Below are 23,853 nucleotides of genomic sequence, written 5' to 3'. Positions count from 1 at the left end.
TCGGCACAGCCTGACGATCTACGTAGGTAGGCGTTCTTTCTTGGGAAAGTGTCGAATCAGGCCCTCTTGGACGACAGTGGCCAACAACAGCCCGTCCATCGAGAAGAACCTACCGGTGGCCAAACCCCGCGAACCAGCAGCTACCGGTGATTCGGTGGCATAGAGCGCCCATTCGTCGAATCGGAACGGCCGGTGGAACCAGATCGAGTGATTGACGGTCGCCGCAACGATCCGATCGAACCCCCATGAAAGCCCGTGAGTGGTGATGATGGAGTCGAGCACTGTCGTGTCCGACGCATACGCCATCGTGGCCGCATGGTAGATCGACGCATCGGGAAGTTCGCCGTCGGCTTTCATCCACACACGATTGTGCGTGAGCCTCTCACCGGTTCCCTGCATGATCCAGGTCGGGTCGTTGGCGTAACGCATGTCGATCGGCTTGAGTGCGTTGACGAACATCTGCAGGCGATCTTCGTATCCGATGAAGTGATCGCCGAGCGGAGGCAATGCATCCGGGTACGGCACGTCGGGTAGCTCGACGCTGTGCTCGAGCCCCTTACCGAAGTCCTGGAACGCGGCCAACATCACGAACAACTCGTTGCCGTCCTGAACCGCGGTGACCTGCCGGTTGGCGAAGGCGCGTCCGTCGCGCTGGATGGACACGTGATAGTCGATGGGCTTTTTGACGTCTCCGCCACGGATGAAGTGTGCGTTGACAGCGTGCACATCGCGGGTGGTGCCCTCGACCGTCTTACCGGCCGCGATCAAAGCTTGCGCGACCAGTTGGCCGCCGAAAGTGCGGCTGCCCACCTGGCGCGGATGCACCCCCCGGTATACACCGTCACCGATCTGCTCGAGGTCGAGCAACTCGAGAAGCGTCTGCAGATCCGTCTTCACATCGGTCCCAGGTAACGCTGCGGCACCGGATCCCCCCACATCTGCCACTTACCGGTCCTCTTCCCCAATTCGGTGCACATGGATCAAGTTGGTCGAGCCTACTGTGCCGGGGGGCGCACCGGCGACGATAACGACCTGATCGCCCTTGTTGTACCGGCCGAGTTCGAGCAAGGCCTTGTCGACTTCGAGCACCATTGCATCGGTGGTTTCGACTTCCGGAACCAGGAACGTCTCGGTCCCCCAACTCAACGCAAGCTGACTACGCACCTCCGGAATCGAGGTGAACGCGAGTAGCGGAAGCGAGGTGTGCAGACGAGACAAGCGTCGTACGGTGTCGCCGGACTGAGTGAAGGCCACAAGAGCCTTGGCATCGAGACGCTCGCCGATGTCCCGGGCGGCGTAGGAAATGACCCCACGCTTGGTGCGTGGCGTGTGTGTCAACGGTGGAACGCCGTCACCCTCGGTCTCGACTGTTTCGACGATCCGAGCCATCGTGCGCACGGTCTCCATGACGTATTTACCGACGGAGGTCTCACCGGAGAGCATGACTGCATCGGTTCCGTCGAGAACCGCGTTCGCCACGTCGGACGCTTCTGCTCTCGTAGGCCGCGAATTCTCGATCATCGACTCGAGCATCTGAGTCGCGACGATGACGGGCTTGGCGTTGGCGCGAGCGATTTGAATGGCACGCTTCTGCACCAGCGGTACCTGTTCGAGCGGCAACTCGACGCCGAGGTCGCCGCGGGCGACCATCACAGCGTCGAATGCAAGAACGATGGCTTCGAGATTGTCGACTGCTTCGGGCTTTTCGATTTTGGCGATGACCGGCACTCGGCGGCCGACTCGGTCCATGATGGAGTGGACGAGTTCTACGTCGGCAGGCGAACGGACGAACGACAGTGCGATGAAATCGACGCCGAGGTCCAGGGCGAATTCGAGGTCCGCGATGTCCTTTTCCGACAGCGCCGGAACCGATACGTCCATACCAGGCAGGGACACGCCCTTGTTGTTGCTGACCGGTCCGCCCTCGGTGACCCGACAGAGAACGTCGTTGCCTTCGACACCGGTGACGACGAGCCCGACCTTGCCGTCGTCGACCAGCAGGCGGTCGCCTTCCTTGGCGTCCTGTGCCAACTCCTTGTAGGTCGTCGACACCCGATCATGAGTGCCTTCGACCTCGTCGACAGTGATGCGCACCAATTCGCCGGCGGCCCAGGTGGTTTTACCCTCGGCGAATCGACCGAGGCGTATTTTCGGGCCCTGGAGATCGGCAAGAATTCCCACGGCCTTGCCGGTGAGATTCGATGCCTCTCGAACCCTCTCGTAGTTCGCCTGATGATCAGGGTGATCACCGTGGCTGAAATTCAGTCTGGCGACATCCATTCCACTCTCTACGAGTTCACGGATTCGCTCACTGGTAGCGGTCGCAGGTCCAAGGGTGCAAACGATCTTCGTACGTCGGCTCACGAAGAAGAGTTTAGTCGGTGCGTCGTTTCGACTCGTCGGCAGAGGCGGCCAACGAAATTCTACCGATGAGTAATAAGACTGAGGAAGTGGTCAGAACACCTGCATCGGTTCAGATAATGGCGAGCTGGAGCGCCGCGGCGCGCCGCGCCAGCGATGCAAAACGACGGTCGTCGGTGGTGTGCGAACCTGCGCCGCGCGATGCCCGGCCTGACCGGTAGTCACGGCAGAGGCACGGCGAGTTTGTCGGCGTTGCCGAAGCCCTGCGAGATCGCCGACGTTGATGGCGAGGAATTCAGCTCCCAGACGGGCCCCACGCAGATGGGTGCTGAGTCCGACGGCGCCGGCGGCACGGATGGCTGCCGGGTGCAGTAACGGTTGAGCAGGGCCAGGCAGGTGCGGGTGGTGTCGCGATCGTTGACAGGTCGCGGCGCAGACGCGCGGTTTCGGCGATGACGCGTCTTTGGCATCGTTGCCTTCACCGGGGAAGGCTGCGGTCATGCGGTCGACGACCCGGCCGGGGACATAGGTGACCGTCTTCGTTTAGACTCGCGGCCATGTGCGCATCACCTTCGAGTCGCGCGATTGGTTGGACCTGAGCACGAACTACATGCAGGTATATTTCCGTCTCGATAGTTCCTCTTCGCAGCGTCGGCGCGCGTGGTCCGTGAGCTTCTTCGGGCCTGCCCATTACCCACGCGGAGCTGAGGAATCGTGACCGGTCAACCAACTCTCCCCCGCACACTCGGCCTCACCGACGCCGTTATGATCGGTCTCGGGTCGATGATCGGCGCAGGAATCTTCGTCTCGTTTACACCGGCCGCAGCTACGGCTGGTGCCGGTCTGCTCATCGGGTTGGCGATCGCAGCAGTCGTCGCCGTCTGCAATGCCACATCATCTGCGCAACTCGCCGCCCAATACCCAACCTCGGGTGGCAGCTACATCTACGGCCGTCAACAGCTCAGCCATTGGGCGGGTTTCCTGGCCGGGTGGAGCTTCGTGATCGGCAAGACCGCTAGTTGCGCTGCGATGGCACTGACATTCGCCACGTACGCCGCGCCGCTCGGGTACGCCAAACCCGTTGCAGTTGCTGCGATCCTGGCACTGGCAGCGGTCAACTACTTCGGGGTCACCCGCACTGCCGGATTGACGAAGATCATCGTGATCATCGTACTGGTCGTGCTTTCGGTGACCGTCATCATCGGACTCACAGGACCACAGTCTGCGTCGACATCGTTCGGCGACAATCTTTTTGGGCAGGGTCTGTACGGAATTCTGCAGTCGGCCGGGCTGCTGTTCTTCGCGTTTGCCGGTTACGCTCGCATCGCTACCATGGGCGAAGAAGTGACCGAACCGAAACGCACCATTCCTCGAGCCATCTTGACCGCGCTCTCCATCACACTGGCTATCTACGCGGTAGTAGCCGTCGCTGTCCTTGTGGTCATCGGACCGGAGAAGCTGGCTACATCGACAGCACCTCTGGTCGAATTAGTGACCGCCAGCGGACAATCGTGGGCAATTCCGCTGGTGCGAGTCGGTGCCGCCACAGCCGCGCTGGGCGCACTCTTGGCTCTGATCGCCGGGGTGGGTCGCACCTCGCTGGCGATGGCTCGCCATCGAGACTTGCCCAGATTCTTTGCCGCGGTGCACCCTAAGTACGGGGTTCCCCATCACGCCGAGATCGCCCTCGCGGTAGTGGTCAGCATCCTGGTCGTGACAGTCGACCTGCGCAGTGCCATCGGTTTTTCATCGTTCGGTGTGCTGCTGTACTACTTGATTGCCAACCTCAGCGCCTTGACACAAAAACCAGAGAATCGACGCTATCCAAGGATCGTGCAGCTTCTCGGGATCGCCGGATGTTTTGTCCTGGTTGTCACTCTTCCCATCTCCGCGATAGCTACCGGAGTGTTGGTCCTCATCGTCGGGATCATCTACCGCACCGTGCTGACGCGCAGGTTCGACATCAGCACCCCCCATCCGAGTGACTGACCGCGCCGATGTCGCAGTCAGCACACCAGTCTCTACAACGTTGAGCTTGTCTTGGTCCCCACAAGTGCCTCCCCGTCACCGCGAACCGAACGCGCCATCGTGCGAAGCATCAGTCCCGCAGTGGCCGACCGTGCTGATCTCGCACGCTTCCGGTCAGCATCATGATCCCGTCGATCAGCGGCCAGATCCCGCCGATTCCGCACGTCAACCACGTAACTGCGATCTGCGCGACCGCCATGCCCGGCTGATTGAGGTAGAAGCGTCCGGCGCCGAAAGCACCCAGAAGAATTCCGAGCAAACCGGCCGTCAGTTTGGACCTGTCCGAGAACGGCTCACCGGTGACAGGATGCCTACCGTACGGCGCCATGGGATCGACTCCGTACGGTGCTCCGGGATAACCCCCGTACGCAGGTTGCGGCTGATAACCGGGCAGTGGTGGATATCCCGGCTGCGGCTGATACCCGGGCGGTGGTGGAAATCCTCCCGGTGGCGGGCCCGAAGGCGGTGGACCGTAGCCGCCGCCCTGGTACTGGTCGTAATACTGATCGTTGGGGTTCGGCTGCGGGTAGCCAGGGTCCGGAGCCCCGTACACCGGGCCCGGCTGACCGTAAGGAGATGCGCCGAAGCTCTGTTCGGGCGAAGTGTCGCCGTACGACGGTGCCGTGTTCGGCTTGTCGAAGCTGACACCGGAACCTGGCCCGTTGTCGGAGGCGGGGTCGGGGGCGGTGGGAGGTGGGTAGCTCGGCGACTCGCCCCATCCCGGACCGTTGCCGATACCCGAATGTACGGCCCATCCAGGGCCCGAACCCGATCCCGATCCGATTGCGCCGGTCATCGGTCCCGTCTCCGAGGTTGCAGGCTGCTCGGACAACGACGCTTCGGCCGTCGCGTCATAGTCGAACGGCGTGCCGAAATCGGGGGGCGTCTCGATTCGTTCCGTCTCGATTCGTTCCGTCTCGATTCGTTCCGTCTCGATTCGTTCCGTCTCATTGTTGGATCCCTCATCGGAGGATCCACTCTCGGGCTTCTTGTCGGGCTCGCTCACCGGCTACTCCTTGCTCGAAATCGATGGCAGCCAGCACAGCCTGCCACGTCCATACCGTAGGGTCCTTCAGCTCTCGGCGCCCGCCGAGTTTTGCGGTTCGCGGGCCTCACTTGCCCGGGAAATCCTTCTCCTGCCCCGACGTCGGGGCAGAGTCCTTCTCGGGTTCGACCGCCGAATCCGTCTTCTGATCCGATGCCAGCTCGGACTCTTCCGTCTCGGTCTCTTCAGTATCTGCGGAGGCGCTCGTGTGGTCCTTGGACGCGAGGCTTGCCGGATCTTCGCGGCCCTTCTTAGCCAGTACGAAGTAGAGGACCGCCAGTACGAACACGATGGCCGAGGTGAAGGTATTGACCCGAATTCCCGCGATATGCGTGGCGTAGTCGTCGCGTAGCAGTTCGACCCAGAACCTTCCGGCGCAGTATCCGGCGACGTACAGAGCGAACAAGCGCCCGTGTCCGATGGCGTATCTACGGTCGACGACCACCAACAGCACAACGATGACGAGGCTCCACAGAAGCTCGTACAGGAACGTCGGGTGAACGACTTTTTCGATCACACCGTTCGATACCCCTGTCAGAGGATCGAGGCGGCCGGCGGAGTTGACGCGCTCGAAGATCTCGAGACCCCATGCTCGCGTGGTCTCTCGCCCGTACAGTTCCTGGTTGAAGTAGTTACCGATACGACCGATCGCCTGGGCGAGCAGGATCGGCGGTCCGACTGCATCGCCGAACGCGGGCAACGGGATTCCGCGACGACGACAGGCGATCCAGGCGCCGACCCCTCCGAGAAGAACCGCACCCCAGATTCCCAGCCCGCCTTCCCACACCTTGAGCGCGCGAACCGGATCACCACCCGGCCCGAAGTAGGTGCTCCAATCCGTGATGACGTGATAGATGCGGCCACCGAGCAGGCCGAACGGGACTGCCCACACTGCGACGTCGAGCACGGTGCCCTTGGTTCCGCCTCTGGCCACCCACCGGCGATCACCCCATACGACGGCAACGACGATCCCGATGATGATGAAGAGAGCGTATGCACGCAGCGCTATCGGCCCGATGTACCAAACACCTTGCGGCGGACTGGGAATATACGCGAGAACTGCAGTCGAGGGTCCTACGACGGAATTCACAGGGCTACGTTAGCCGAACGGACACCCTCGGCGAGTTCGCTGGTCAAAGCCGCGACGGCATCCAGACCCTTGTCCACTGCGGACACCAGAGCCGAACCGACGATGACTGCATCGGCGTATCGTGCGATCTCGGCGGCCTGCGCACCCGATCGCACACCGAGACCGACACCCACCGGAATGTCGGAATGCTTACGGATCCGGGCAGTAAGTTCAGGTGCGGACGAGCTGACAACATCACGAGCACCGGTGACACCCATGGTCGACGCCGCGTAGACGAACCCGCGGCTGGCCTTCAGCGTGCTGGCCAGTCGCTCTTCGGTCGAAGACGGTGCAACGAGAAAGATGCGATCGAGATCGTGTGCATCCGAGGCAGCGATCCACTGGTCGGCTTCGTCAGGGATCAAATCGGGAGTGATGATGCCGAGTCCGCCTGCACTCGCGAGATCCCGGGCGAAAGCGTCGATGCCGTAGCGCATCACGAGATTCCAATAGGTCATCACGATGGCCTTACCGCCGCTCGCGGAGACTCTCTCGACGACCGTGAACACGTCACGTACCCGGGCACCAGCACGAAGTGCGGTATCTGCCGCTGCTTGGATAGTGGGCCCGTCCATGACGGGGTCGGAGTACGGAATACCGACCTCGACGATGTCACAGCCTGAGGACACCATGGTCTCGAAGACCTCGATCGACTTCTCGACCGTCGGGAATCCCGCCGGGAGATAGCCGATCAGTGCGGCCCGATTCTCGTCTTTGCACGCTCTGAACGTGGCGCCGAGCCTGGAAGGTCGTTCGGTCATGCGGGGTCACCTTTTTCGCCGTCTACGTGCGCTTCACCGTCTGCATCCACCAGACCGAACCATTCGGCCGCGGTATCGACGTCCTTGTCGCCGCGCCCGGAGAGGTTGACCAGCACGATCTTGTCCTTGCCAAGTTCTCGTCCCAGCTTCAAAGCGCCGGCGATCGCATGCGCAGATTCGATCGCCGGAATGATGCCCTCGGTCCTGCACAGCAGCCGAAACGCATCCATGGCCTCGGTATCGGTGATACCCCGATACTCCGCACGCCCGATGTCGTGCAGGTAGGAATGCTCCGGGCCGACGCCCGGGTAGTCCAATCCCGCTGAAATCGAGTGTGATTCGGTGGTCTGGCCGTCTTCGTCCTGCAAAAGGTATGAGTACGTCCCGTGCAAAGTGCCCGGGGAGCCGCCGCTGATGGTGGCAGCGTGCCTGCCGGTGTCGACGCCATCCCCTGCAGCTTCGAATCCGACGAGACGAACAGACGGGTCGTCGATGAACGCGTGAAAAATGCCGATAGCGTTCGAACCGCCGCCGACGCAGGCAGCAATGGCGTCGGGAAGGCGTCCGGTCGACGCTTGAACCTGCTGGCGCGCTTCGAGTCCGATGATCCGCTGAAAGTCGCGGACCATGGATGGAAACGGGTGCGGTCCGGCCACTGTTCCGAAGCAGTAATACGTATCGTCCGCATGCGCGACCCAGTCGCGCAAGGCCTCGTTGATTGCGTCCTTCAGCGTCCGCGACCCCGAGGTGACAGCCACGACGGAAGATCCGAGCAACCGCATTCGTGCAACGTTGAGAGCCTGACGTTCGGTGTCGACTTCACCCATGTACACGACGCAGTCCAAGCCCAGCAGTGCACACGCCGTGGCCGTCGCGACACCGTGTTGCCCGGCCCCGGTCTCCGCGATGACCCGCGTCTTGCCCATTCGCTTGGCAAGTAGCACCTGTCCGAGGACATTGTTGATCTTGTGAGAACCAGTGTGATTCAGGTCTTCTCGCTTGAGCAGAATTCTTGCGCCGCCAGCATGCTCGGACAACCGAGTGGCCTCGAACACCGGGGAAGGTCGCCCGGTGTAATCGCGCTGGAGTCGATCCAGCTCTGCCAAGAATTTCTCGTCACTGCGCACCTTGTCGTATTCGACAGTGACTTCTTCGATGACGCCCATGAGCGCCTCCGGAACGTACCGCCCGCCGTATACACCGAAGTGCCCGCCGATATCGGGATCGTGTTTGCTGCGGTCGGTCAACCCGAGGCTGCTCTCGGGTAGATCTCCGCCCTTGAAACGGGGGCTCTGAAGGTGGCTGGTCACCCGTCCAGTCTGCCCCAGCGACCGCTACGACCGAAATTCGGGGTTTTACTTACCCGCCTTACACGACGAACCGGCGTAAACAAGCGCCGGTCGGTCGTGATTCAGCGCGCAGGCTTAGGGCAGGACGGATGCGTTCCTGCGGTCACCAGATCGGATACGGCAGTACGCGGATCACCGCTGGTGACGAGTCCCTCGCCCACTAGCACAGCGTCGGCACCTGCGCCTGCGTAGGCGAGAAGATCTGCAGTTCCGCGGACGCCGGACTCGGCGACTCGAATGATTTCGCTGGGCAGTCCGGGAGCGATTCGGCCGAAACTGTCTCGGTCGATCTCCAGGGTCTTGAGGTTGCGGGCGTTGATCCCGATGATGGTGGCGCCCGCCTCGAGAGCCCGATCGGCCTCGGCTTCGGTGTGCACCTCGACGAGAGCTGTCATACCGAGCGACTCGGTCCTATCCAGCAGAGACGCGAGCGCCTGCTGCTCCAACGCTGCGACGATCAGCAGAATGACATCGGCTCCGTGGGCACGCGCCTCGTGAATTTGATAGGGCCCCACAATGAAGTCCTTGCGCAGCACCGGAATGCTCACTGCTTTGCGCACGGCGTCGAGGTCGGCCAGCGAACCGTTGAACCTGCGTTCCTCGGTGAGAACGCTGATGATTCTTGCCCCACCAAGCTCGTACGCCTGAGCCAGCACGGCTGGGTCCCCTATGTCGGCCAATGCACCCTTCGACGGGCTCGCGCGCTTGACCTCGGCGATGACGCCGATTCCGTCCTCGTGCAGTGCTGCGGTCGCATCGAGCGGTGTAGGCGCTTTCAAAGCGGCAGCCTTCACAGCAGCGAAATCGACGACCGATTCACGTGCTGCGACATCGGCGCGAACACCGTCCAGAATCGAATCGAGAACAGTCATGGTGACCCGAGTCCTTTCCATCCGTGACCTGATGTGAGGAAACTCATCGAGGTCTTCTCTAGCGTAGAGGGCGGTTTCTGTGTCACGAACTCCGGGTGCCGGACTCGTCGGTAGGGTCCTCGCCCGCGTCGAGGGCATCCCACAGCATTCGTTCGGTCAAGTCTTCTCCCTCCCCGTTCGCCCCAGTGCCGTCTGCCGCCGACTTGGCTCGACGTGCAACTTCCTGGCGGCGACTGGCTGGGGCGTCGTACTTCGAGGACAACCCCTTCCGCGTGGTTGGTTTCCGAAACAGCGCAACGGCTGCGAACAGGGCACTCACGGCGCCGATCAAAGCAATGACAGCGGGCAAAGCGAACGCAACCGTCGAGGTCACTTCCGCACGTGCCGGGAGTTCGGCGATACTGGCCGCCTTGGAATCGGAGACTTCGCCCAGCAGAGATTCCAGTGCCGGCAGGCCCGCGCCGACGGCAACGAGCAGAACGAGAATTGCGAGGACTCTCGACGCAATCCCCTTGACCGCGAAGGACGCTGCGACGGCCGCCAGAAGCGCAAGTGCGAGCGGTGTGGATGCCGCAGCCCACGCACTACCGAGCAGATCCGTCGATCGTTCCTCCCCTAGCCCATCGAACGAAGTGACGTGCACCCACGTCATCCTCGAACTTCCCCACAGGCAAGCTGCACCGACGAGCAGGAAAACGACGGCCACCGCTGCAGAGCGGGACCGACCGCCCTTGGGCGATGTAGCGTCCGAATCGATGGGATTCACGCTCGACGAGTCCGAGCTCGCCTTGCCGGGTGTCGCGTCCTCACTCAACGGTCTGTACCTCCGACCGGGCGGAGCGACTGCGCGGCCGCAATGGCACCGAGTACCGCCATCGCCTTGTTCTTGGCTTCGGTGTCCTCGTACTCGGCGACCGAATCTGCCACGACACCAGCACCAGCCTGCACGTAGGCCGTCCCATCCTTGATGAGCGCGGTACGAATGGCGATGGCAGTGTCGGCGTCACCGGAAAAGTCGAGATACCCCACGATGCCCCCGTAGACGCCGCGTCTGGTCGGCTCCAATTCGTCGATCAATTCCATGGCTCGAACTTTGGGAGCACCTGACAACGTGCCCGCCGGGAAGCATGCCTTGACCGCGTCCAGTGCCTGCTTGCCTTCCGCGAGGCGCCCGGCAACAGTCGACACCAGGTGCATGACGTGGCTGTACCGCTCGATATGCCGATACTCGCTGACCCGGACGGTGCCGGGCGTGCAGACGCGGCCGAGGTCGTTGCGTCCCAGATCGACGAGCATCAGGTGCTCGGCGTTCTCCTTCTCGTCCGCCAGCAGGTCCTTCTCGAGAAGAACGTCCTCTTCCTCGGAGTCGCCGCGCCACCTGGTTCCCGCGATCGGATGTGTCGTCGCCAGACCATCGACGACGGTCACGAGCGCCTCGGGGCTCGAACCCACGATCGAGAACGCCGTCTCACCGTCGGCACCGGGTACGTGCATCAAATACATGTAAGGACTCGGGTTCGAGGCACGCAACATCCGATAGACGTCGATGGGGGCCGCGTCGGTATCTATTTCGAAGCGCTGTGACAACACCACTTGAAAAGCTTCACCGGCCTCGATCTCCTCGACGAGCCGATGCACATCTTTGCCGAAGCCCTCGGACGTGCGCTGCCGCCGATACTCGGGTTTCGGGCGTTCCATGGTCGACACCGTGGACGAGGCGGGCGCTGCCAGATCCGCACACATCCGATCGAGCCGGGCGATCGCGTCGTCGTACGCCTCGTCCACGCGGTCGACGGTGCCGTCCCAGTTGACCGCGTTGGCGATGAGCGTGATCGCACCCTCGTGATGATCGACCGCGGCGATATCGGTCGCCAGCAGCATGACCATCTCGGGTACGTGCAGATCGTCCTGGGCATGTTCGGGGAGTCGTTCGATCCGGCGGACCGCGTCGTACCCGAGGTACCCCACCATTCCACCGGTAAGCGGCGGTAGATCCGGCAAGCGTTCGGAACGGAGCAGCTCGAGCGTCCTACCGAGGACCTCCAGAGGGTCACCACCCGACGGGACGCCGGCGGGGACGTTGCCACGCCATACTGCTTCTCCGTCTTCGACGGTCAAAGCCGCGGGCGTGCCGGCACCGATGAACGACCAGCGCGACCACGAACGACCGTTCTCCGCCGACTCCAACAGAAAGGTGCCCGGACGATCTCCGCCGAGCTTGCGGTAGGCGGACAGAGGAGTTTCGGAATCGGCGAGAACCTTCCGAACTACCGGAACGACGCGATGTTCGGCTGCAAGCGCTCGGAATTCCGCTCGACTGGTCGTCGCCCCCCTGTCGACGCCGTCGTGAGCACCGGGCAGTGTCGTGGTCTCGCCATGCATACCCCCATCTTCTCAGGTGCTGCACTCGACTCTCGCCGCACGGTAGCCTCCGTGCATGAAACCAGGCGACAAAGTCCTCGACTTCACACTTCCGGACCAGAGCGGCACGCCCCGTTCGCTCGATACCCTGCTGAAGGACGGTCCTCTGGTGCTGTTCTTCTACCCGGGCGCAATGACTCCCGGATGCACAGCGGAGGCATGCCATTTTCGCGATCTCGCAGCCGAATTTGCCGAAGTCGGGGCTTCACGAGCCGGAATCAGCAACGACACCGTTGCCAAGCAGGCCGAATTCGCTGATGTGAAATCCTTCGACTACCCACTTCTGTCCGACGAGGACGGTTCCATCGCAACGCATTTCGGCGTGAAGCGCGGACTTCTCGGCAAGCTGTCTCCGGTAAAGCGGTCCACTTTCATCATCGACACCGACCGCACCCTGCTCGAGGTCTTCTCGAGCGAATTCCGGTTCGGAGCGCACGCAGACCATGCCCTCGAATTCCTACGAACTCGAGCGAAGAAGTAGGCCGCCGACACCGAAGAGCCGTGGCGGACACGTTCTGTTTTCACGAAGAGTGACAGACTTGTCTCGACGAGTGATCGTGTTCGAAGGAAGGGCTCACCGCGATGGACAGGTCGATGAACGTGCGGGCAGAGGACGCCGAACCTCGTTGGCTCACCGACGATCAGCAAACTGCGTGGCGATCGCTGGTAGCGCTCCTGACACGGCTCCCTGCCGCCCTCGATACTCAGCTGCAACGAGATTCGGGACTCACCCACTTCGACTACTTCGTACTGTCCGTACTCTCCGAAAATCCGGATCGGCGTATCCAGCTACGAGATCTGGCCAAGTTCGCCAACGCTTCCCTGTCCCGCCTCTCGCACGTGGTCACCAAACTCGAAAAGGTGGGCTGGGTGCGCCGCGAGAGCATCCCAGGCAGCAGAGGTTCGTACGCAGTACTCACCGACAGCGGGATGGACAAGGTCGTCGAATCCGCGCCCGCTCACGTGGCCACAGTTCAAGCATTGCTGTTCGAAGGACTCGGGGACTCCGAAGTCGCTCGACTAGCCGCACTCAGCGAAGTCATGCTTCGGCAACTCGACAAAGGAATTGCCGAAGGAACAGGCAAAGCCTGAGACGCCAGCCCAGCAGGTCGCCAGCTCAGCAAGTCGCTAGCCCAGCAGCAGTCAGCTCAGTAACACGTCCGAGTCGAAGCACGTGTGATCGCCGGCATGGCAGGCTGCGCCTTCCTGATCGACGACCAGCAGGACGGTATCCCCGTCGCAATCGAGGCGCACCTCATGCACGTACTGCGTATGTCCCGACGTCTCTCCCTTGACCCAGTACTGCTCACGTGAGCGGGAGTAGTACGTGCCTTTGCGGGTCTCGAGGGTGCGTGCGAGCGCCTCGTCATCCATCCACGCCACCATGAGCACGCTGCCCGTGCTGCGTTCCTGGGCGACAGCGCTGAACAGGCCCGCCTCGTTTCGCTTGAGACGGGCTGCGATTGTCGGGTCGAGAGTCATCTTCTCCGTTATACCTTTCAGCGAACAACGATGCCGTCGCCGCGCATTGCGGCTTTGACCTGACCGATCGTCAGATCACCGAAGTGAAATACGCTGGCCGCGAGAACTGCGTCTGCACCTGCAGTGACCGCCGGTGAAAAATGCTCCACCGCGCCCGCTCCCCCGCTCGCGATGACCGGGACGTGTACAGCTGCGCGAACAGCCGCGATCATCGGCAGGTCGAAGCCGGCCTTCGTGCCGTCGGCATCCATCGAATTGAGCAGAATCTCACCGACCCCGAGTTCTGCACCGCGCGTTGCCCATTCGATCGCATCGATCCCGGTCCCACGCTTTCCACCATGCGTGGTCACCTCCCAGCCCGAGGGAGTATCCGGTTGCCCGTCGGGAACGGTTCGTGCGTCCACCGAGAGCACGATGCACTGCGATCCGAATCGCTCGCTCAACTCGCGTAGCAATTCCGGACGAGCAAGAGCTGCGGTGTTGACACTGACCTTGTCCGCTCCTGCACGCAGCAAACGATCCACGTCGTCCACGGTCCGCACACCGCCACCGACGGTGAGCGGGATGAACACCTGCTCGGCTGTTCGACTGACGACATCGAGCATCGTGCCCCGATCGGAGGTGGATGCCGTCACATCCAGGAATGTGAGTTCGTCGGCTCCCTGTGCGTCGTATGCCGCGGCGAGTGCCACCGGATCACCGGCATCGCGAAGATTCTCGAAGTTCACACCTTTGACGACGCGTCCGGCGTCGACGTCCAGACACGGAATCACACGCACGGCCACGGTCATCGAACTCGCCCTTCGAGAAAGTCAGCTGGATCTCCCAATGCACTGATCACGTTCAACAATTCTTCGTGCGCACCCGGCGACGCCGCCACGACCGACTTCGACTCGATGGTCCACGGTTCGCCGGCCAGGTCGGTGACCACGCCCCCGGCCGCCTTGACGAGTAGCGCGCCCGCGGCGTTGTCCCATGCCTGATGGCCGAACACGACGCACCCGCCGAGCACCCCGCTGGCGGTGTAGGCCAAGTCGATTCCGGTGGCCCCGTGCATTCGAATGCGAGAGGACACCCGGGAGAGCTCTTCGAGAATCCGGACCCGGTACAGCCCAGGCGTCCGCCCCCGGCTCGCGATGTTGAACGCGCCGAAGCCGATCATCGAGTCCCCGAGCGATCGCTCCTCCAGGCGCGGTAAAGCTATGCCGTTGAGGTGAATCGGCCCATCGACGGTAGCGGTGAAACGCTGCTGAGTCAGCGGCAACCAAGTCAAACCGATCACCGGCACACCGTCGTCGAGAAGCGCCAACAATGTTCCGGCAGAGGGAAGCCCGGCAGAGTAATTGAACGTACCGTCGATCGGATCGAGGACCCAGACCGGGCCATCATCGAGGACTGGGCCGCCGAACTCTTCGCCGTGAACCGGAATCCCGGTCTGCTCGAACAGCTCTGCACTCAGCCGTCGTTCCAGCTCGAGATCGACGGCCGTGGCAAAATCATCGGGCCCCTTCTGGATGGCGCTGGGGGCACCGACACCGGCGACGAACCGATCGTGTGTGCCGTCGAGCAATCCGCTTGCGATCCTCAGCAGTCGCTGCGGGTCCAGAGGGAGGCTCATGCTGCTATCCGGATACTGCCGCGAGGGCGTCCGGCAAGGTGAAACGTCCTGCATACAAAGCTTTTCCGACAATCGAACCCTCGACACCGATGCCGACCAAATCCGCGATAGCGCGAAGATCATCGATGGTCGACACGCCGCCGGAGGCTATGACGGGTGCGTCGGTCTTTGCGCACACCTGGCTCAAGAGTTCGAGGTTCGGTCCGGTGAGCGTTCCGTCTTTGGTCACGTCGGTAACGACGTACCGCGAACATCCGTCTCGCTCGAGCCGCTCGAGAACCTCCCACAGGTCACCGCCGTCGCTGACCCAACCGCGGCCTCGCAACCGGTTCGAACCGTCGACGACGAGCACATCGAGGCCGACTGCAACACGATCACCGAACTCGCCGATGGCACGCGAACACCACTCGGGATCCTCGAGCGCCGCAGTGCCGAGGTTCACCCGTGCACAGCCAGTGGCGAGCGCGGCTCTCAGTGACTCGTCGTCGCGGATGCCTCCGGACAATTCCACCTTGACGTCCAGCTCACCGACGACGTCCGCGAGCAACTCGCGGTTGGAACCACGACCGAAGGCTGCATCGAGATCGACGAGATGCACCCACTCGGCACCGTCCCTCTGCCACGCAAGTGCGGCATCCCGCGGGGATCCATACTTGGTTTCGCTCCCCGCCTCTCCCTGAACGAGACGGACAGCTTCGCCGCCTGCGACATCTACAGCAGGCAATAGGACCAGGCTCACGTGCGGTTATACTACTGGTTCGTCAGGCTCGCCCGAACGTCGGGGCGGACCAGAGCCGCGTCGAGCCCGCGACTCTCATTCGTCGGGGCCGAGCCATTTCCGCGTCATCCGTGTCGAGACGACGCCCATCGCCGTGATGGCTGCCGCAATACCGATCGCCACGATGAGCAGACCCCACCCCGGGCCCGGACGAAGCAGCGCGACGACCACTGTCGTGATCACCAACATCAGAGTGGCGCTGCCGAGAGACGCGATCGCGAGACGTCCGAACGAGAACTCGCGATCGCGCTTGCTCACAGCGAATCGACCCAGTTCTTCAGCAGTGCAGCCCCTGCGTCCCCAGACTTCTCCGGATGGAACTGAGTGGCCGACAACGGCCCGTTCTCGACCGCGGCGAGGAAGTCGCCACCATGGTCGGCCCAGGTCAGCAGCGGCGCTGCCAAGACCTCCGACGGCTCGAGTTCCCAACGCTGCGCCGCATACGAGTGAACGAAGTAGAAGCGAGTCTCGGCATCGATACCGTCGAACAGGACACTCTTCTCGGGAGCGCGGACGGTATTCCATCCCATGTGGGGCAAAACCGGCGCCGCAAGCCGGTCGACGGTGCCGGGCCACTCCCCGCAGCCTGCCGCCTCGATCCCGAATTCGACACCCCGTTCGAACATGATCTGCATCCCGACGCAGATGCCGAGCACCGGGCGCCCACCGGCCAACCGCTGACCGACGATCCGATCACCTTTCACCGCCAGTAGGCCTTCCATGCACGCCGCAAACGCGCCGACCCCGGGAACGACGAGGCCATCGCAAGCGAGCGCGGCCTTCGGGTCTGCAGTGACGGTGACGTCCGCACCGACTCGATCCAGCGCTCGCTTTGCGGAGTGCAAATTGCCCGAGCCGTAGTCGAGCAACACCACAGATTTCATGCCGCGAGTCTATCGGTCGCTCTTCGAGCCGATATCGCCACCGCTACCGCCATGATCGCAGCCACGGCTGCGGCCATCCCGAAACCGGCGGAGTAACCGGCTGTTCCGACGATGAGCCCCAGCGCCAATGCCCCCGCCCCGGTACCGGCATCGAAACCGATGTTCCAGGCTGCGCTGGCTTGGCTGTAACGCTCCGGTCCGGCAGCGCGGAACACCATCACCAAACTGTCGTTCTGAGTGGCTCCGTATCCGATACCGAAAACGACGGCGGCGATCAGAAACGCCGCCGCTGGCGTACTGCCCGACACCGCGAAGGCGAAGACCGCCACGCCCAGCGCAACTGCCACCAATGCGGGCGCAAGCGACCGGCCGATTCCGATCCGATCGGCTACCCAGCCTGCCCCGTAACGACCGACGAGCATCGCCCCACTGATAACCGAGAGCGCGATGCCGATCAACGAAGCGCGCTCGGATTCGGCGATCGGCAACAGAGTCGTCAGTCCCCCGAACGACGCCGACGCCGCTGCGATGGCGAGGCACGGGATGACGAACTGCACTGTGCTGGTTCGAACCTCGGCATGGAACCCTCTCGACGGAGGTACCGGACGAATTCGAGGCAGAAATGCGATCCCGATCAATCCCAGCATCGGTACCAGTGCCCCAAGGACGTACACGAGCGTCGGGGCAACGGAGAAGACAGCAAGACCCACGGGGAGAGTAACCATCTGAGAGAACGCAATAGCAATTCCCTGAGCACCCGTTGCTCGACCCAACTGCGCCGCCGGAGCAAGCTCGGCGACCAAGGCTGCACCCGCAACCGTCAACATTCCGAAGCCGATACCGCGCACGGCAGAAATAGCCAACGCAGGTCCAGCAGCGACGGACACGGCGAACACGATCGCCGGCAAACCCAGCAGTGCGCAACCGGCAGCGAGGACGAGTCGATGACCGAAGCGCCGCAGAAGCCGAGGAACCAATAACTGCGTAGCCACGGTGGTGGCCATGAAGATCGCAGTGCTAGCGCCGGCCAACGCATCCGAACCGCCGTTTTCCGAAATCGCCAGTGGAACTACGGGCAGAAGAAGACCGAATCCACCGAACGCCGCTGCGCCCATCACCATCGCTGCGGGAAGCCCGCGGATCGCGAACAACGAACTCAAACCGACATCACAAAGTGCCCTTGGTGGATGGAATTCCGGTCATCCTCGGGTCGTACTCGACTGCTTCACGCAACGCTCGAGCCACGGCCTTGAACTCGGCCTCGGTGATGTGATGCTGATCGCGTCCGTACAACACACGCACGTGCAGCGCGATGCGCGCGTTCATCGCCAGCGACTCGAAGACGTGACGATTGATCACCGTCGCATAGGGAACTCCGGGATAGCCGCCGATGATCGAATGGACCATGTAGTCGGGCTCGCCGGTGTGCACGCAATACGGCCGGCCGGAAACATCCACGGACGCATGTGCGAGCGTCTCATCCATCGGAATGAACGCATCACCGAATCTGGTGATCCCCGCTTTGTCACCCAACGCCTGACCGAGTGCCTGACCGAGCACTATCGCGGTGTCCTCGACGGTGTGGTGGGCTTCGATCTCGACGTCACCTTTGGCGTGCACCGTGAGGTCGAACCGGGCGTGTGTGCCGAGTGCGGTGAGCATGTGATCGAAGAACGGCACTCCAGTGGAGATGTCGACGACACCGGTGCCGTCGAGATTCAGTTCGACCGAAATATCGGACTCTTTCGTCGCGCGTTCGATACGCGCAATCCTGGGCGCCGTGGTCATCTGGTGGACTCCACTTCTTCTTCGGTCTGCAGTTCGGCGCGTGCGAGTCTCGCACTCACCTCGAGGAATCGATCGTTTTCGGCGTCGAGGCCGATCGTGGTGCGCAGAAAGCCGGCGATGCCGACGTCCCTGATAAGCACCCCGTCGTCGAGATAGCGGTGCCACGTCGCCGCTGCGTCGGCAAACCGGCCGAAGAGAACGAAATTGGCGTCGCTCGGAATGACGTCGTATCCCATATCGGTCAGCTCAGCCATGACCCGATCGCGTTCGGCCGACAGACGCGCAACACTGCCGAGGGTTTCCGCTGCATGCCGAAGAGCCGCCAACGCCGCGGCCTGGGTGATGACAGAAAGGTGATAAGGCAAGCGCACCAACAACATTGCCTCCACCACGGCCGGCGCTGCAGCAAGATAACCGAGTCTGCCACCGGCGAAAGCGAAGGCCTTACTCATGGTCCGACTGACCACGAGCTTGCTCGGATAGTCCCCGATCAGACCCAGCGCACTCGGCAATGCCGAGAACTCCGCATACGCCTCGTCGACGATGACGATGCCATTCGCAGCGTCGAGTATCCGTCGTAGATCCGCTTCGCCGATGCTGTGCCCGGTCGGATTGTTGGGGCTCGTCACGAAGACGACATCGGGGTTACGGTCGCCGATTACACTGACGGCGTAGTCGATATCGAGCGAGAAGTCGTCTCGCCGATTCGCCTCGACCCAATCGGTCTGAGTTCCGGACGCGAGGATCGGGTGCATCGAATACGACGGCACGAAGCCGAGCGATGTTCGCCCCGGCCCGCCGAATGCCTGCAGTAGCTGTTGAAGTATCTCGTTGGACCCGTTCGCAGCCCAGACATTGGCAGTGTCCACCGCAATGCCGGTTTGCGAGGTCAGGTACTCGGCAAGGGCGGTACGCAGGGCGACCGCGTCGCGATCCGGGTACCGGTGCAGCTGAGCAGCTGCAGCACGGACCGACTCGGCTACATCGTCCACCAGGGCCTGAGTAGGCGGATACGGATTCTCGTTGGTATTGAGCTGCACCGGTACGTTCAGCTGCGGCGCGCCGTACGCCGACTGTCCGCGCAAGCTTGCCCGTAACGGCAGATCGTCGACGGTGATCGACTGCCCAGCGACAGCGTTCACGAGGACAACCCTTCGAAACGAAGCCGGACTGCCTCACCGTGCGCTGGAAGATCCTCGGCATTGGCAAGCGCAATCACATGACCCGCCACATCCTTCAACGCAGCTTCCGAGTAGTCGACGACGTGGACTCCACGCAGAAACGTCTGAACACTGAGTCCGGACGAGTGACGGGCACAACCCGCCGTCGGGAGAACGTGATTCGAGCCCGCGCAGTAGTCACCCAGACTGACCGGAGACCAGGCGCCGACGAATACAGCGCCCGCACTGCGCACCTTCGCAGCGACAGCAGCGGCATCGTTCGTCTGAATCTCCAGGTGCTCGGCCGCATACGCATTCACGACGGCAAGGCCCTGCTCGATGTCGTCGACGAGGATCGTTCCGGACTGCTGGCCGGACAGTGCTGTCGCCACGCGCTCGGCGTGCTTGGTGAACGCGAGCTGTGCCTCCAGAGCTTCATCGACGGCGTCGGCGAGCTCCGGACTCGTGGTGACGAGAACACTCGCTGCCATGACGTCGTGCTCGGCTTGGCTGATCATGTCGGCGGCGACGTGTTTCGGGTCAGCGGAACCGTCGGCCAGAATTGCGATTTCGGTGGGGCCGGCCTCGGCATCGATTCCGACGAGTCCGCGACACAGCCGCTTGGCCGCAGTGACGTAGATGTTGCCGGGTCCGGTGATCAAGTCCACCGGTGCCAGTTCCGTTCCGTCGGTGTCGGTACCGCCATAGGTGAGCAACGCGATACCTTGCCCGCCGCCGACTGCCCATACTTCCTCGACGCCGAGCAGTTGCGCGGCGGCCAGAATGGTCGGGTGCGGCAAACCGCCGAACCCGGCCTGGGGTGGGGACGCCACGACCAGGGAACCGACACCCGCGGTCTGAGCGGGAACGACGTTCATGACGACCGAGGAAGGATAGACGGCATTGCCGCCGGGAACATAGAGGCCGACACGGTCGACCGGGATCCACCGCTCGGTGACCGTTCCACCGGGGACCACAGTGGTGGTGGTGTCGGTGCGCCGTTGTTCGGCATGCACCAATCGTGTGCGCGCGATGGCGACTTCGAGTGCCTCGCGCACTGCGGGGTCCAACTCGGCAAGAGCGTCGACGATTGCCTGAGCAGGGACGCGAACCCGGTCCGGGCGGACGCCGTCGAACTGCTCGGAGTAGTCGAGTGCGGCGTCGGCGCCACGATCGCGAACTGCCTCCACGACAGGGCGCACCTGATGCAGAACAGCATCGACATCCACTCCACCTCGTGGGAGAGCGCCGCGTAGTTCGGCGGTGGATGGAGTTCGACCGCGTAGATCCACGCGAGCGAGCTCGATGCGGGCAGACATAGTGTTTCCCTTCGAGGGTCGAAAGATTTCGGTTGCGAACCTCCAGGATAGTTCCCCCGGATTCGGCTACTACTTCACGTCCGGCGCTCGACTACAGCTTCGTGTCGAGCACCCTCGGATAAGTCCGACCCTAGAGCGTGGAGAACCTGTGCCGCGAGTTGATTTCTGTCGAACACCTCGATGGCGGACGGCAGCACCGAGTAATAGAAGTCGTGTCTTCAGGTGCCGAGCTCAGATGCCGAGCGAATGCGCCAGCATCGGCCACGACGCGTGGAGGTCGTCCTGCCAGTAACCCCAGGAGTGAGTTCCGACGGGACGGAAATTCACCTCGGCAGGAATTCCGAGTCGATACAGCTCCTTGGCCATGTTCGATGTGCAGAAATTCACGACGGCCTCGATGCCGCCGCCGACCAGTAGCTGGTCCGGGAACAGTGTGGCCTTGTCTTCCGCGAATCGAGGATTCAGCGGAGTGTCGTTGGGGATACCGGGTAGCCCGGTACCGGTGCTCATGTAGATCTCGGTGCCACGCAGCTTTTCAGCGTTGAGCAGTGGGTCGTTTTCACGCCATACCGGTCCGTCGAGCGGTCCCCACATGTTCTCGACGTTTCCGCCGCCATACAACTCGACAACCAACTTCACGAACTGTTGCCCGAGCGGGTCCGATGTCTGCGCGCATCCGCTGTAGGCAGCCACACCCTTGTAGAGACCTGGATAGGCAATGGCCAAGTTCAGAACCGAGGTGCCGGACATGGAAAGGGCGGCTATCGACTGGGTTCCGTTGGTATCGAACTGTCCATCGATCAACGGTGGTAGTTCCTCGCCGATGAAGGTCTGCCACTTGTTTCGACCGAGGACTGGATCATCGCTTATCCAATCGGTGTAGTAGGACCATTTCCCGGCCTGCGGCGTGACTACGAAGGCGTTCTTGTCGGCAAAGAATGCGGTCGCGTCTGTCTGGGACTGCCACGTTGCGGAGTCCTCGCCCCCTCCCGCGCCGTTCAACAGATAAAGGACGGGCCGTGGGACGGAGCCGTCGGCGGGGGTCATCACCTGAACTGGGATGTTCTTGTCCATGGCCGCCGAGTAGATCTCCAACCTCGACTGCCGATCATCGATACGGGTGGCCGACACGATGCGCGAACCGTCGCCGGAAATCGCCGATGTCACGGGCAAATCCTCGGCGGACGCGACGCTCACGCCTACTGCGGACGGTGTCAACACACACAACATCACTGCTGTGCATGTCACGATTGTGTTCTTGATCTTCACGCGTCCGCCCTCCGGCGATGTCTTTGACGTTAGTTCGGCGAACAGTATCACTACGACTTCGCGCGATACCGACAATCAACGACCCGGAACCGCTGCGGGTTCAGTCCTCACATACATGCCACCCGACGAGCAGGTCAGGAGTACTGACGTGCCAGATTGTTCAGAGTCGCGCTGATGCCGTCCGCATTCTTCCGCGGCATCCCGAACATCTCCAGCATCTTCGGCGCCATGGCGGTTGCGTAGCGGAACGATTCCGTGACCGTGGTCGTACCCGGTGTCTTCTCCTCGAACTCCCACCGCCACGTGTGCCCCAGGGGGTGCCGCCATTCGATTGCCTTGCTGCTACCGGAATCAGCGAAGTCTGTCACCGTGCTGGTAATGCGGTACGGAACGCCGTACTGCTTCATCCCGACCGAGAATTTGGCACCCTGTTTCAACCGCACCGGTCCCTTGACCGTATCTTTCACCGTGCCCGAGCCGTCGAGTTCACCGTGTCGATGTGGGTCCGCGACAATCGCGAAGAGATCGGCGGCGGGCGCTCTTACCTCGATCCGACGAGCAACGATGCGATGTCCTTGGTCGACGTTCTGTGTGGAAACCATGTCGTGCTCATACCCGTATTCGGCCCATCCATGCGAGCCGCGACGGATCGAGGATGTTCAATGGACCGATGACCGCAGCGAAGACCATCGATCAGGGCGAAATCAACGTAGTGTCGACATACATCGAGGCTTTCGAAATATGAGTCGCAGTTGCCCATGTCTGCGCGGTGAGCCCTTCGACCGCTGTTGCGAACCGTTCCTGATCGGAGCAGCAACCGCCCCGACGGCAGAGCACTTGATGCGATCGCGCTACAGCGCCTTCAGCGTCGGCGACGGCGAGTACCTGCTGAACACCTGGCACAGTTCGAGCGCCCCGGCCGAGTTGACGCTCGACCCGCAGCAAAGCTGGTACCGATTGGACATCCACAGAACCGCCGAAGGAGGGCTGATGGACCAGACAGGTGAGGTCGAGTTCAGTGCGTTCTATCGCCATCCCGAGGGCAATGGGGTGCTCAGAGAATCTTCTCGATTCGTTCGTGAGGACAACCGGTGGGTCTACCTCGACGGCGTCCTGGCGCAGTAAGCGCCTGGGCTACCGCTGTTTCTGAGGCCGGTTGGTAGCGGCCCGTCGAGCCTCGTCCTTCGCCTTGACCCGCGCGGCTTCCGCACGGACGTCGTCCTGTGTACGACGCTCTCGAACCAGCCACTCGGGCTGCTCGTGGAGAAGCTTGTCGATCTCGGATTCGGTCAAAGCGCCGGTGATCTCGGCTCGCGCAAGACCCGCGATGGACACCCCGAGCTTGCGCGCAATAACGTCCTTCGGGAACGGGCCGTTATCTTGGAGGTCGACAAGCCACTGCGGCGGTTCTTTGCGCAATGCGTCCAGTTCGGTGCGGGAAATGGACGCGGCCTGAAACTCTTCCGGCGCTGCGGGAAGGTAGATGCCGAGCTTGTTCGCCGCGGTAAGGGGCTTCATCTGCTGTGGTTTATTCTCCGGGCTCACCCCGACAGCCTATCTGCCCACAGTTGGGCCGGACGCCACTGTCC

26 protein-coding genes and 1 pseudogene are annotated in these 23,853 nt (G+C 62.4%); 4 read left to right on the top strand and 23 right to left on the bottom strand.

Translation table 11 applies throughout. The features are described 5' to 3' along the window. Nucleotides 1-18 precede the first annotated feature (18 nt). From QMK32_RS12685 to QMK32_RS25375, 3 genes and pseudogenes are all read right to left on the bottom strand, one after another. Nucleotides 19-945: an acyl-CoA thioesterase gene (locus QMK32_RS12685; RefSeq protein WP_283475279.1), complete on the bottom strand. Its 927-nt coding sequence runs from the start codon at nucleotides 943-945 to the stop codon at nucleotides 19-21. Further along, entirely contained in the window at nucleotides 946-2,364 is a 1,419-nt protein-coding gene (pyk, locus tag QMK32_RS12680) for a pyruvate kinase (protein ID WP_084346743.1), read from the bottom strand. It lies immediately after the preceding gene. Nucleotides 2,365-2,773: 409 nt separating this feature from the next. After that, nucleotides 2,774-2,898, bottom strand: a pseudogene (locus QMK32_RS25375) (IS110 family transposase); the annotation flags it as partial. Nucleotides 2,899-3,075: 177 nt separating this feature from the next. Between QMK32_RS25375 and QMK32_RS12675 the strand changes: the two are divergent. After that, nucleotides 3,076-4,350: an APC family permease gene (locus QMK32_RS12675; protein ID WP_283475278.1), complete on the top strand. Its 1,275-nt coding sequence runs from the start codon at nucleotides 3,076-3,078 to the stop codon at nucleotides 4,348-4,350. 109 nt (nucleotides 4,351-4,459) lie between these two features. Here the strand turns inward: QMK32_RS12675 and QMK32_RS12670 are convergent, their stop codons facing one another. The 7 genes from QMK32_RS12670 to QMK32_RS12640 form a co-directional block, all read right to left on the bottom strand. After that, on the bottom strand, nucleotides 4,460-5,395 hold the full coding sequence (locus QMK32_RS12670; RefSeq protein ID WP_502943579.1) for a TM2 domain-containing protein: 936 nt from the start codon (nucleotides 5,393-5,395) through the stop codon (nucleotides 4,460-4,462). Nucleotides 5,396-5,501: 106 nt separating this feature from the next. Then, nucleotides 5,502-6,524 carry a prolipoprotein diacylglyceryl transferase gene (lgt, locus tag QMK32_RS12665; RefSeq protein WP_283475277.1) on the bottom strand — a complete coding sequence of 341 codons (1,023 nt, stop codon included), beginning with the start codon at nucleotides 6,522-6,524 and terminating at the stop codon, nucleotides 5,502-5,504. After that, a complete protein-coding gene (trpA, locus tag QMK32_RS12660) occupies nucleotides 6,521-7,324 on the bottom strand; it encodes a tryptophan synthase subunit alpha (protein WP_136172100.1) in 804 nt (267 codons plus the stop codon). Before trpA ends, lgt begins: the two co-directional genes overlap by 4 nt. After that, nucleotides 7,321-8,634, bottom strand: a complete 1,314-nt coding sequence (gene trpB / locus QMK32_RS12655) for a tryptophan synthase subunit beta (protein ID WP_283475276.1) — start codon at nucleotides 8,632-8,634, stop codon at nucleotides 7,321-7,323. Before trpB ends, trpA begins: the two co-directional genes overlap by 4 nt. Nucleotides 8,635-8,735: 101 nt before the next feature. After that, nucleotides 8,736-9,545: an indole-3-glycerol phosphate synthase TrpC gene (trpC, locus tag QMK32_RS12650; protein ID WP_283475275.1), complete on the bottom strand. Its 810-nt coding sequence runs from the start codon at nucleotides 9,543-9,545 to the stop codon at nucleotides 8,736-8,738. An 82-nt stretch (nucleotides 9,546-9,627) separates the two neighbouring features. Next, complete coding sequence (locus tag QMK32_RS12645) at nucleotides 9,628-10,311, bottom strand: TIGR02234 family membrane protein (protein WP_502943589.1); 684 nt, start codon at nucleotides 10,309-10,311, stop codon at nucleotides 9,628-9,630. Nucleotides 10,312-10,355: 44 nt separating this feature from the next. Further along, a complete protein-coding gene (locus QMK32_RS12640; protein ID WP_283475274.1) occupies nucleotides 10,356-11,927 on the bottom strand; it encodes an anthranilate synthase component I in 1,572 nt (523 codons plus the stop codon). 55 nt (nucleotides 11,928-11,982) lie between these two features. Here QMK32_RS12640 and QMK32_RS12635 point away from each other — a divergent pair, with 55 nt between their 5' ends. Further along, nucleotides 11,983-12,447 carry a peroxiredoxin gene (locus QMK32_RS12635; protein WP_283475273.1) on the top strand — a complete coding sequence of 155 codons (465 nt, stop codon included), beginning with the start codon at nucleotides 11,983-11,985 and terminating at the stop codon, nucleotides 12,445-12,447. Nucleotides 12,448-12,560: 113 nt separating this feature from the next. Beyond that, the gene (locus QMK32_RS12630; protein WP_269303885.1) at nucleotides 12,561-13,058 is read left to right on the top strand and encodes a MarR family winged helix-turn-helix transcriptional regulator; all 498 of its coding nucleotides are present in this window, start codon (nucleotides 12,561-12,563) and stop codon (nucleotides 13,056-13,058) included. 51 nt (nucleotides 13,059-13,109) lie between these two features. Here QMK32_RS12630 and hisI read toward each other — a convergent pair whose 3' ends face one another. The 12 genes from hisI to QMK32_RS12570 form a co-directional block, all read right to left on the bottom strand. Next, on the bottom strand, nucleotides 13,110-13,448 hold the full coding sequence (gene hisI, locus QMK32_RS12625; protein WP_283475272.1) for a phosphoribosyl-AMP cyclohydrolase: 339 nt from the start codon (nucleotides 13,446-13,448) through the stop codon (nucleotides 13,110-13,112). A gap of 17 nt (nucleotides 13,449-13,465) precedes the next feature. Further along, nucleotides 13,466-14,239, bottom strand: a complete 774-nt coding sequence (gene hisF / locus QMK32_RS12620) for an imidazole glycerol phosphate synthase subunit HisF (RefSeq protein ID WP_283475271.1) — start codon at nucleotides 14,237-14,239, stop codon at nucleotides 13,466-13,468. After that, nucleotides 14,236-15,066, bottom strand: coding sequence for an inositol monophosphatase family protein (locus QMK32_RS12615; protein WP_283475270.1), 831 nt, complete (start codon nucleotides 15,064-15,066; stop codon nucleotides 14,236-14,238). The genes hisF and QMK32_RS12615 overlap by 4 nt, the downstream gene beginning before the upstream one ends. A gap of 4 nt (nucleotides 15,067-15,070) precedes the next feature. Beyond that, complete coding sequence (gene priA / locus QMK32_RS12610) at nucleotides 15,071-15,805, bottom strand: bifunctional 1-(5-phosphoribosyl)-5-((5-phosphoribosylamino)methylideneamino)imidazole-4-carboxamide isomerase/phosphoribosylanthranilate isomerase PriA (protein WP_283475269.1); 735 nt, start codon at nucleotides 15,803-15,805, stop codon at nucleotides 15,071-15,073. 75 nt (nucleotides 15,806-15,880) lie between these two features. Next, nucleotides 15,881-16,102 (bottom strand): hypothetical protein, encoded by a 222-nt coding sequence (locus QMK32_RS12605; RefSeq protein ID WP_283475268.1) that lies wholly within the window; start codon nucleotides 16,100-16,102, stop codon nucleotides 15,881-15,883. Beyond that, complete coding sequence (gene hisH, locus QMK32_RS12600; protein ID WP_283475267.1) at nucleotides 16,099-16,728, bottom strand: imidazole glycerol phosphate synthase subunit HisH; 630 nt, start codon at nucleotides 16,726-16,728, stop codon at nucleotides 16,099-16,101. Before hisH ends, QMK32_RS12605 begins: the two co-directional genes overlap by 4 nt. Beyond that, the gene (locus tag QMK32_RS12595) at nucleotides 16,725-17,849 is read right to left on the bottom strand and encodes an MFS transporter (protein WP_283475367.1); all 1,125 of its coding nucleotides are present in this window, start codon (nucleotides 17,847-17,849) and stop codon (nucleotides 16,725-16,727) included. The genes hisH and QMK32_RS12595 overlap by 4 nt, the downstream gene beginning before the upstream one ends. 46 nt (nucleotides 17,850-17,895) lie before the next feature. Continuing rightward, nucleotides 17,896-18,516 (bottom strand): imidazoleglycerol-phosphate dehydratase HisB, encoded by a 621-nt coding sequence (gene hisB, locus QMK32_RS12590; RefSeq protein ID WP_283475266.1) that lies wholly within the window; start codon nucleotides 18,514-18,516, stop codon nucleotides 17,896-17,898. Further along, the gene (locus tag QMK32_RS12585; protein WP_283475265.1) at nucleotides 18,513-19,658 is read right to left on the bottom strand and encodes a histidinol-phosphate transaminase; all 1,146 of its coding nucleotides are present in this window, start codon (nucleotides 19,656-19,658) and stop codon (nucleotides 18,513-18,515) included. The genes hisB and QMK32_RS12585 overlap by 4 nt, the downstream gene beginning before the upstream one ends. Then, complete coding sequence (hisD, locus tag QMK32_RS12580; protein WP_283475264.1) at nucleotides 19,655-20,995, bottom strand: histidinol dehydrogenase; 1,341 nt, start codon at nucleotides 20,993-20,995, stop codon at nucleotides 19,655-19,657. Before hisD ends, QMK32_RS12585 begins: the two co-directional genes overlap by 4 nt. Nucleotides 20,996-21,226: 231 nt before the next feature. Then, entirely contained in the window at nucleotides 21,227-22,225 is a 999-nt protein-coding gene (locus tag QMK32_RS12575) for an alpha/beta hydrolase (RefSeq protein WP_283475366.1), read from the bottom strand. 173 nt (nucleotides 22,226-22,398) lie between these two features. Beyond that, complete coding sequence (locus QMK32_RS12570; RefSeq protein ID WP_283475263.1) at nucleotides 22,399-22,866, bottom strand: SRPBCC family protein; 468 nt, start codon at nucleotides 22,864-22,866, stop codon at nucleotides 22,399-22,401. Nucleotides 22,867-23,005: 139 nt separating this feature from the next. Here QMK32_RS12570 and QMK32_RS12565 point away from each other — a divergent pair, with 139 nt between their 5' ends. After that, nucleotides 23,006-23,389, top strand: coding sequence for a YchJ family protein (locus QMK32_RS12565; protein ID WP_283475262.1), 384 nt, complete (start codon nucleotides 23,006-23,008; stop codon nucleotides 23,387-23,389). A gap of 9 nt (nucleotides 23,390-23,398) precedes the next feature. On the opposite strand, the gene QMK32_RS12560 is transcribed toward QMK32_RS12565, so the two are convergent. Then, nucleotides 23,399-23,809, bottom strand: a complete 411-nt coding sequence (locus tag QMK32_RS12560; RefSeq protein WP_502943578.1) for a DUF5997 family protein — start codon at nucleotides 23,807-23,809, stop codon at nucleotides 23,399-23,401. Between the last annotated feature and the right edge of the window lie 44 nt (nucleotides 23,810-23,853).

Source organism: Rhodococcus sp. H29-C3 (assembly GCF_030063405.1).
Taxonomy (GTDB): domain Bacteria; phylum Actinomycetota; class Actinomycetes; order Mycobacteriales; family Mycobacteriaceae; genus Rhodococcoides.
Note: the sequence above shows the minus strand (reverse complement) of the source record. Positions and strands in the feature narration are given on the sequence as shown.

Bases quoted from the DNA above. Each gene is read 5' to 3' on its own strand.
- trpA (WP_136172100.1), bottom strand. From the start codon at position 7,324: ATGACCGAACGACCTTCCAGGCTCGGCGCCACGTTCAGAGCGTGCAAA.
- trpC (WP_283475275.1), bottom strand. From the start codon at position 9,545: ATGACTGTTCTCGATTCGATTCTGGACGGTGTTCGCGCCGATGTCGCA.
- QMK32_RS12640 (WP_283475274.1), bottom strand. From the start codon at position 11,927: ATGCATGGCGAGACCACGACACTGCCCGGTGCTCACGACGGCGTCGAC.
- QMK32_RS12635 (WP_283475273.1), top strand. From the start codon at position 11,983: ATGAAACCAGGCGACAAAGTCCTCGACTTCACACTTCCGGACCAGAGC.
- QMK32_RS12630 (WP_269303885.1), top strand. From the start codon at position 12,561: ATGAACGTGCGGGCAGAGGACGCCGAACCTCGTTGGCTCACCGACGAT.
- hisI (WP_283475272.1), bottom strand. From the start codon at position 13,448: ATGACTCTCGACCCGACAATCGCAGCCCGTCTCAAGCGAAACGAGGCG.
- hisF (WP_283475271.1), bottom strand. From the start codon at position 14,239: ATGACCGTGGCCGTGCGTGTGATTCCGTGTCTGGACGTCGACGCCGGA.
- QMK32_RS12615 (WP_283475270.1), bottom strand. From the start codon at position 15,066: ATGAGCCTCCCTCTGGACCCGCAGCGACTGCTGAGGATCGCAAGCGGA.
- hisH (WP_283475267.1), bottom strand. From the start codon at position 16,728: ATGAAATCTGTGGTGTTGCTCGACTACGGCTCGGGCAATTTGCACTCC.
- QMK32_RS12595 (WP_283475367.1), bottom strand. From the start codon at position 17,849: ATGGTGATGGGCGCAGCGGCGTTCGGTGGATTCGGTCTTCTTCTGCCC.
- hisB (WP_283475266.1), bottom strand. From the start codon at position 18,516: ATGACCACGGCGCCCAGGATTGCGCGTATCGAACGCGCGACGAAAGAG.
- hisD (WP_283475264.1), bottom strand. From the start codon at position 20,995: ATGTCTGCCCGCATCGAGCTCGCTCGCGTGGATCTACGCGGTCGAACT.
- QMK32_RS12575 (WP_283475366.1), bottom strand. From the start codon at position 22,225: ATGTTGTGTGTGTTGACACCGTCCGCAGTAGGCGTGAGCGTCGCGTCC.
- QMK32_RS12570 (WP_283475263.1), bottom strand. From the start codon at position 22,866: ATGGTTTCCACACAGAACGTCGACCAAGGACATCGCATCGTTGCTCGT.
- QMK32_RS12565 (WP_283475262.1), top strand. From the start codon at position 23,006: ATGAGTCGCAGTTGCCCATGTCTGCGCGGTGAGCCCTTCGACCGCTGT.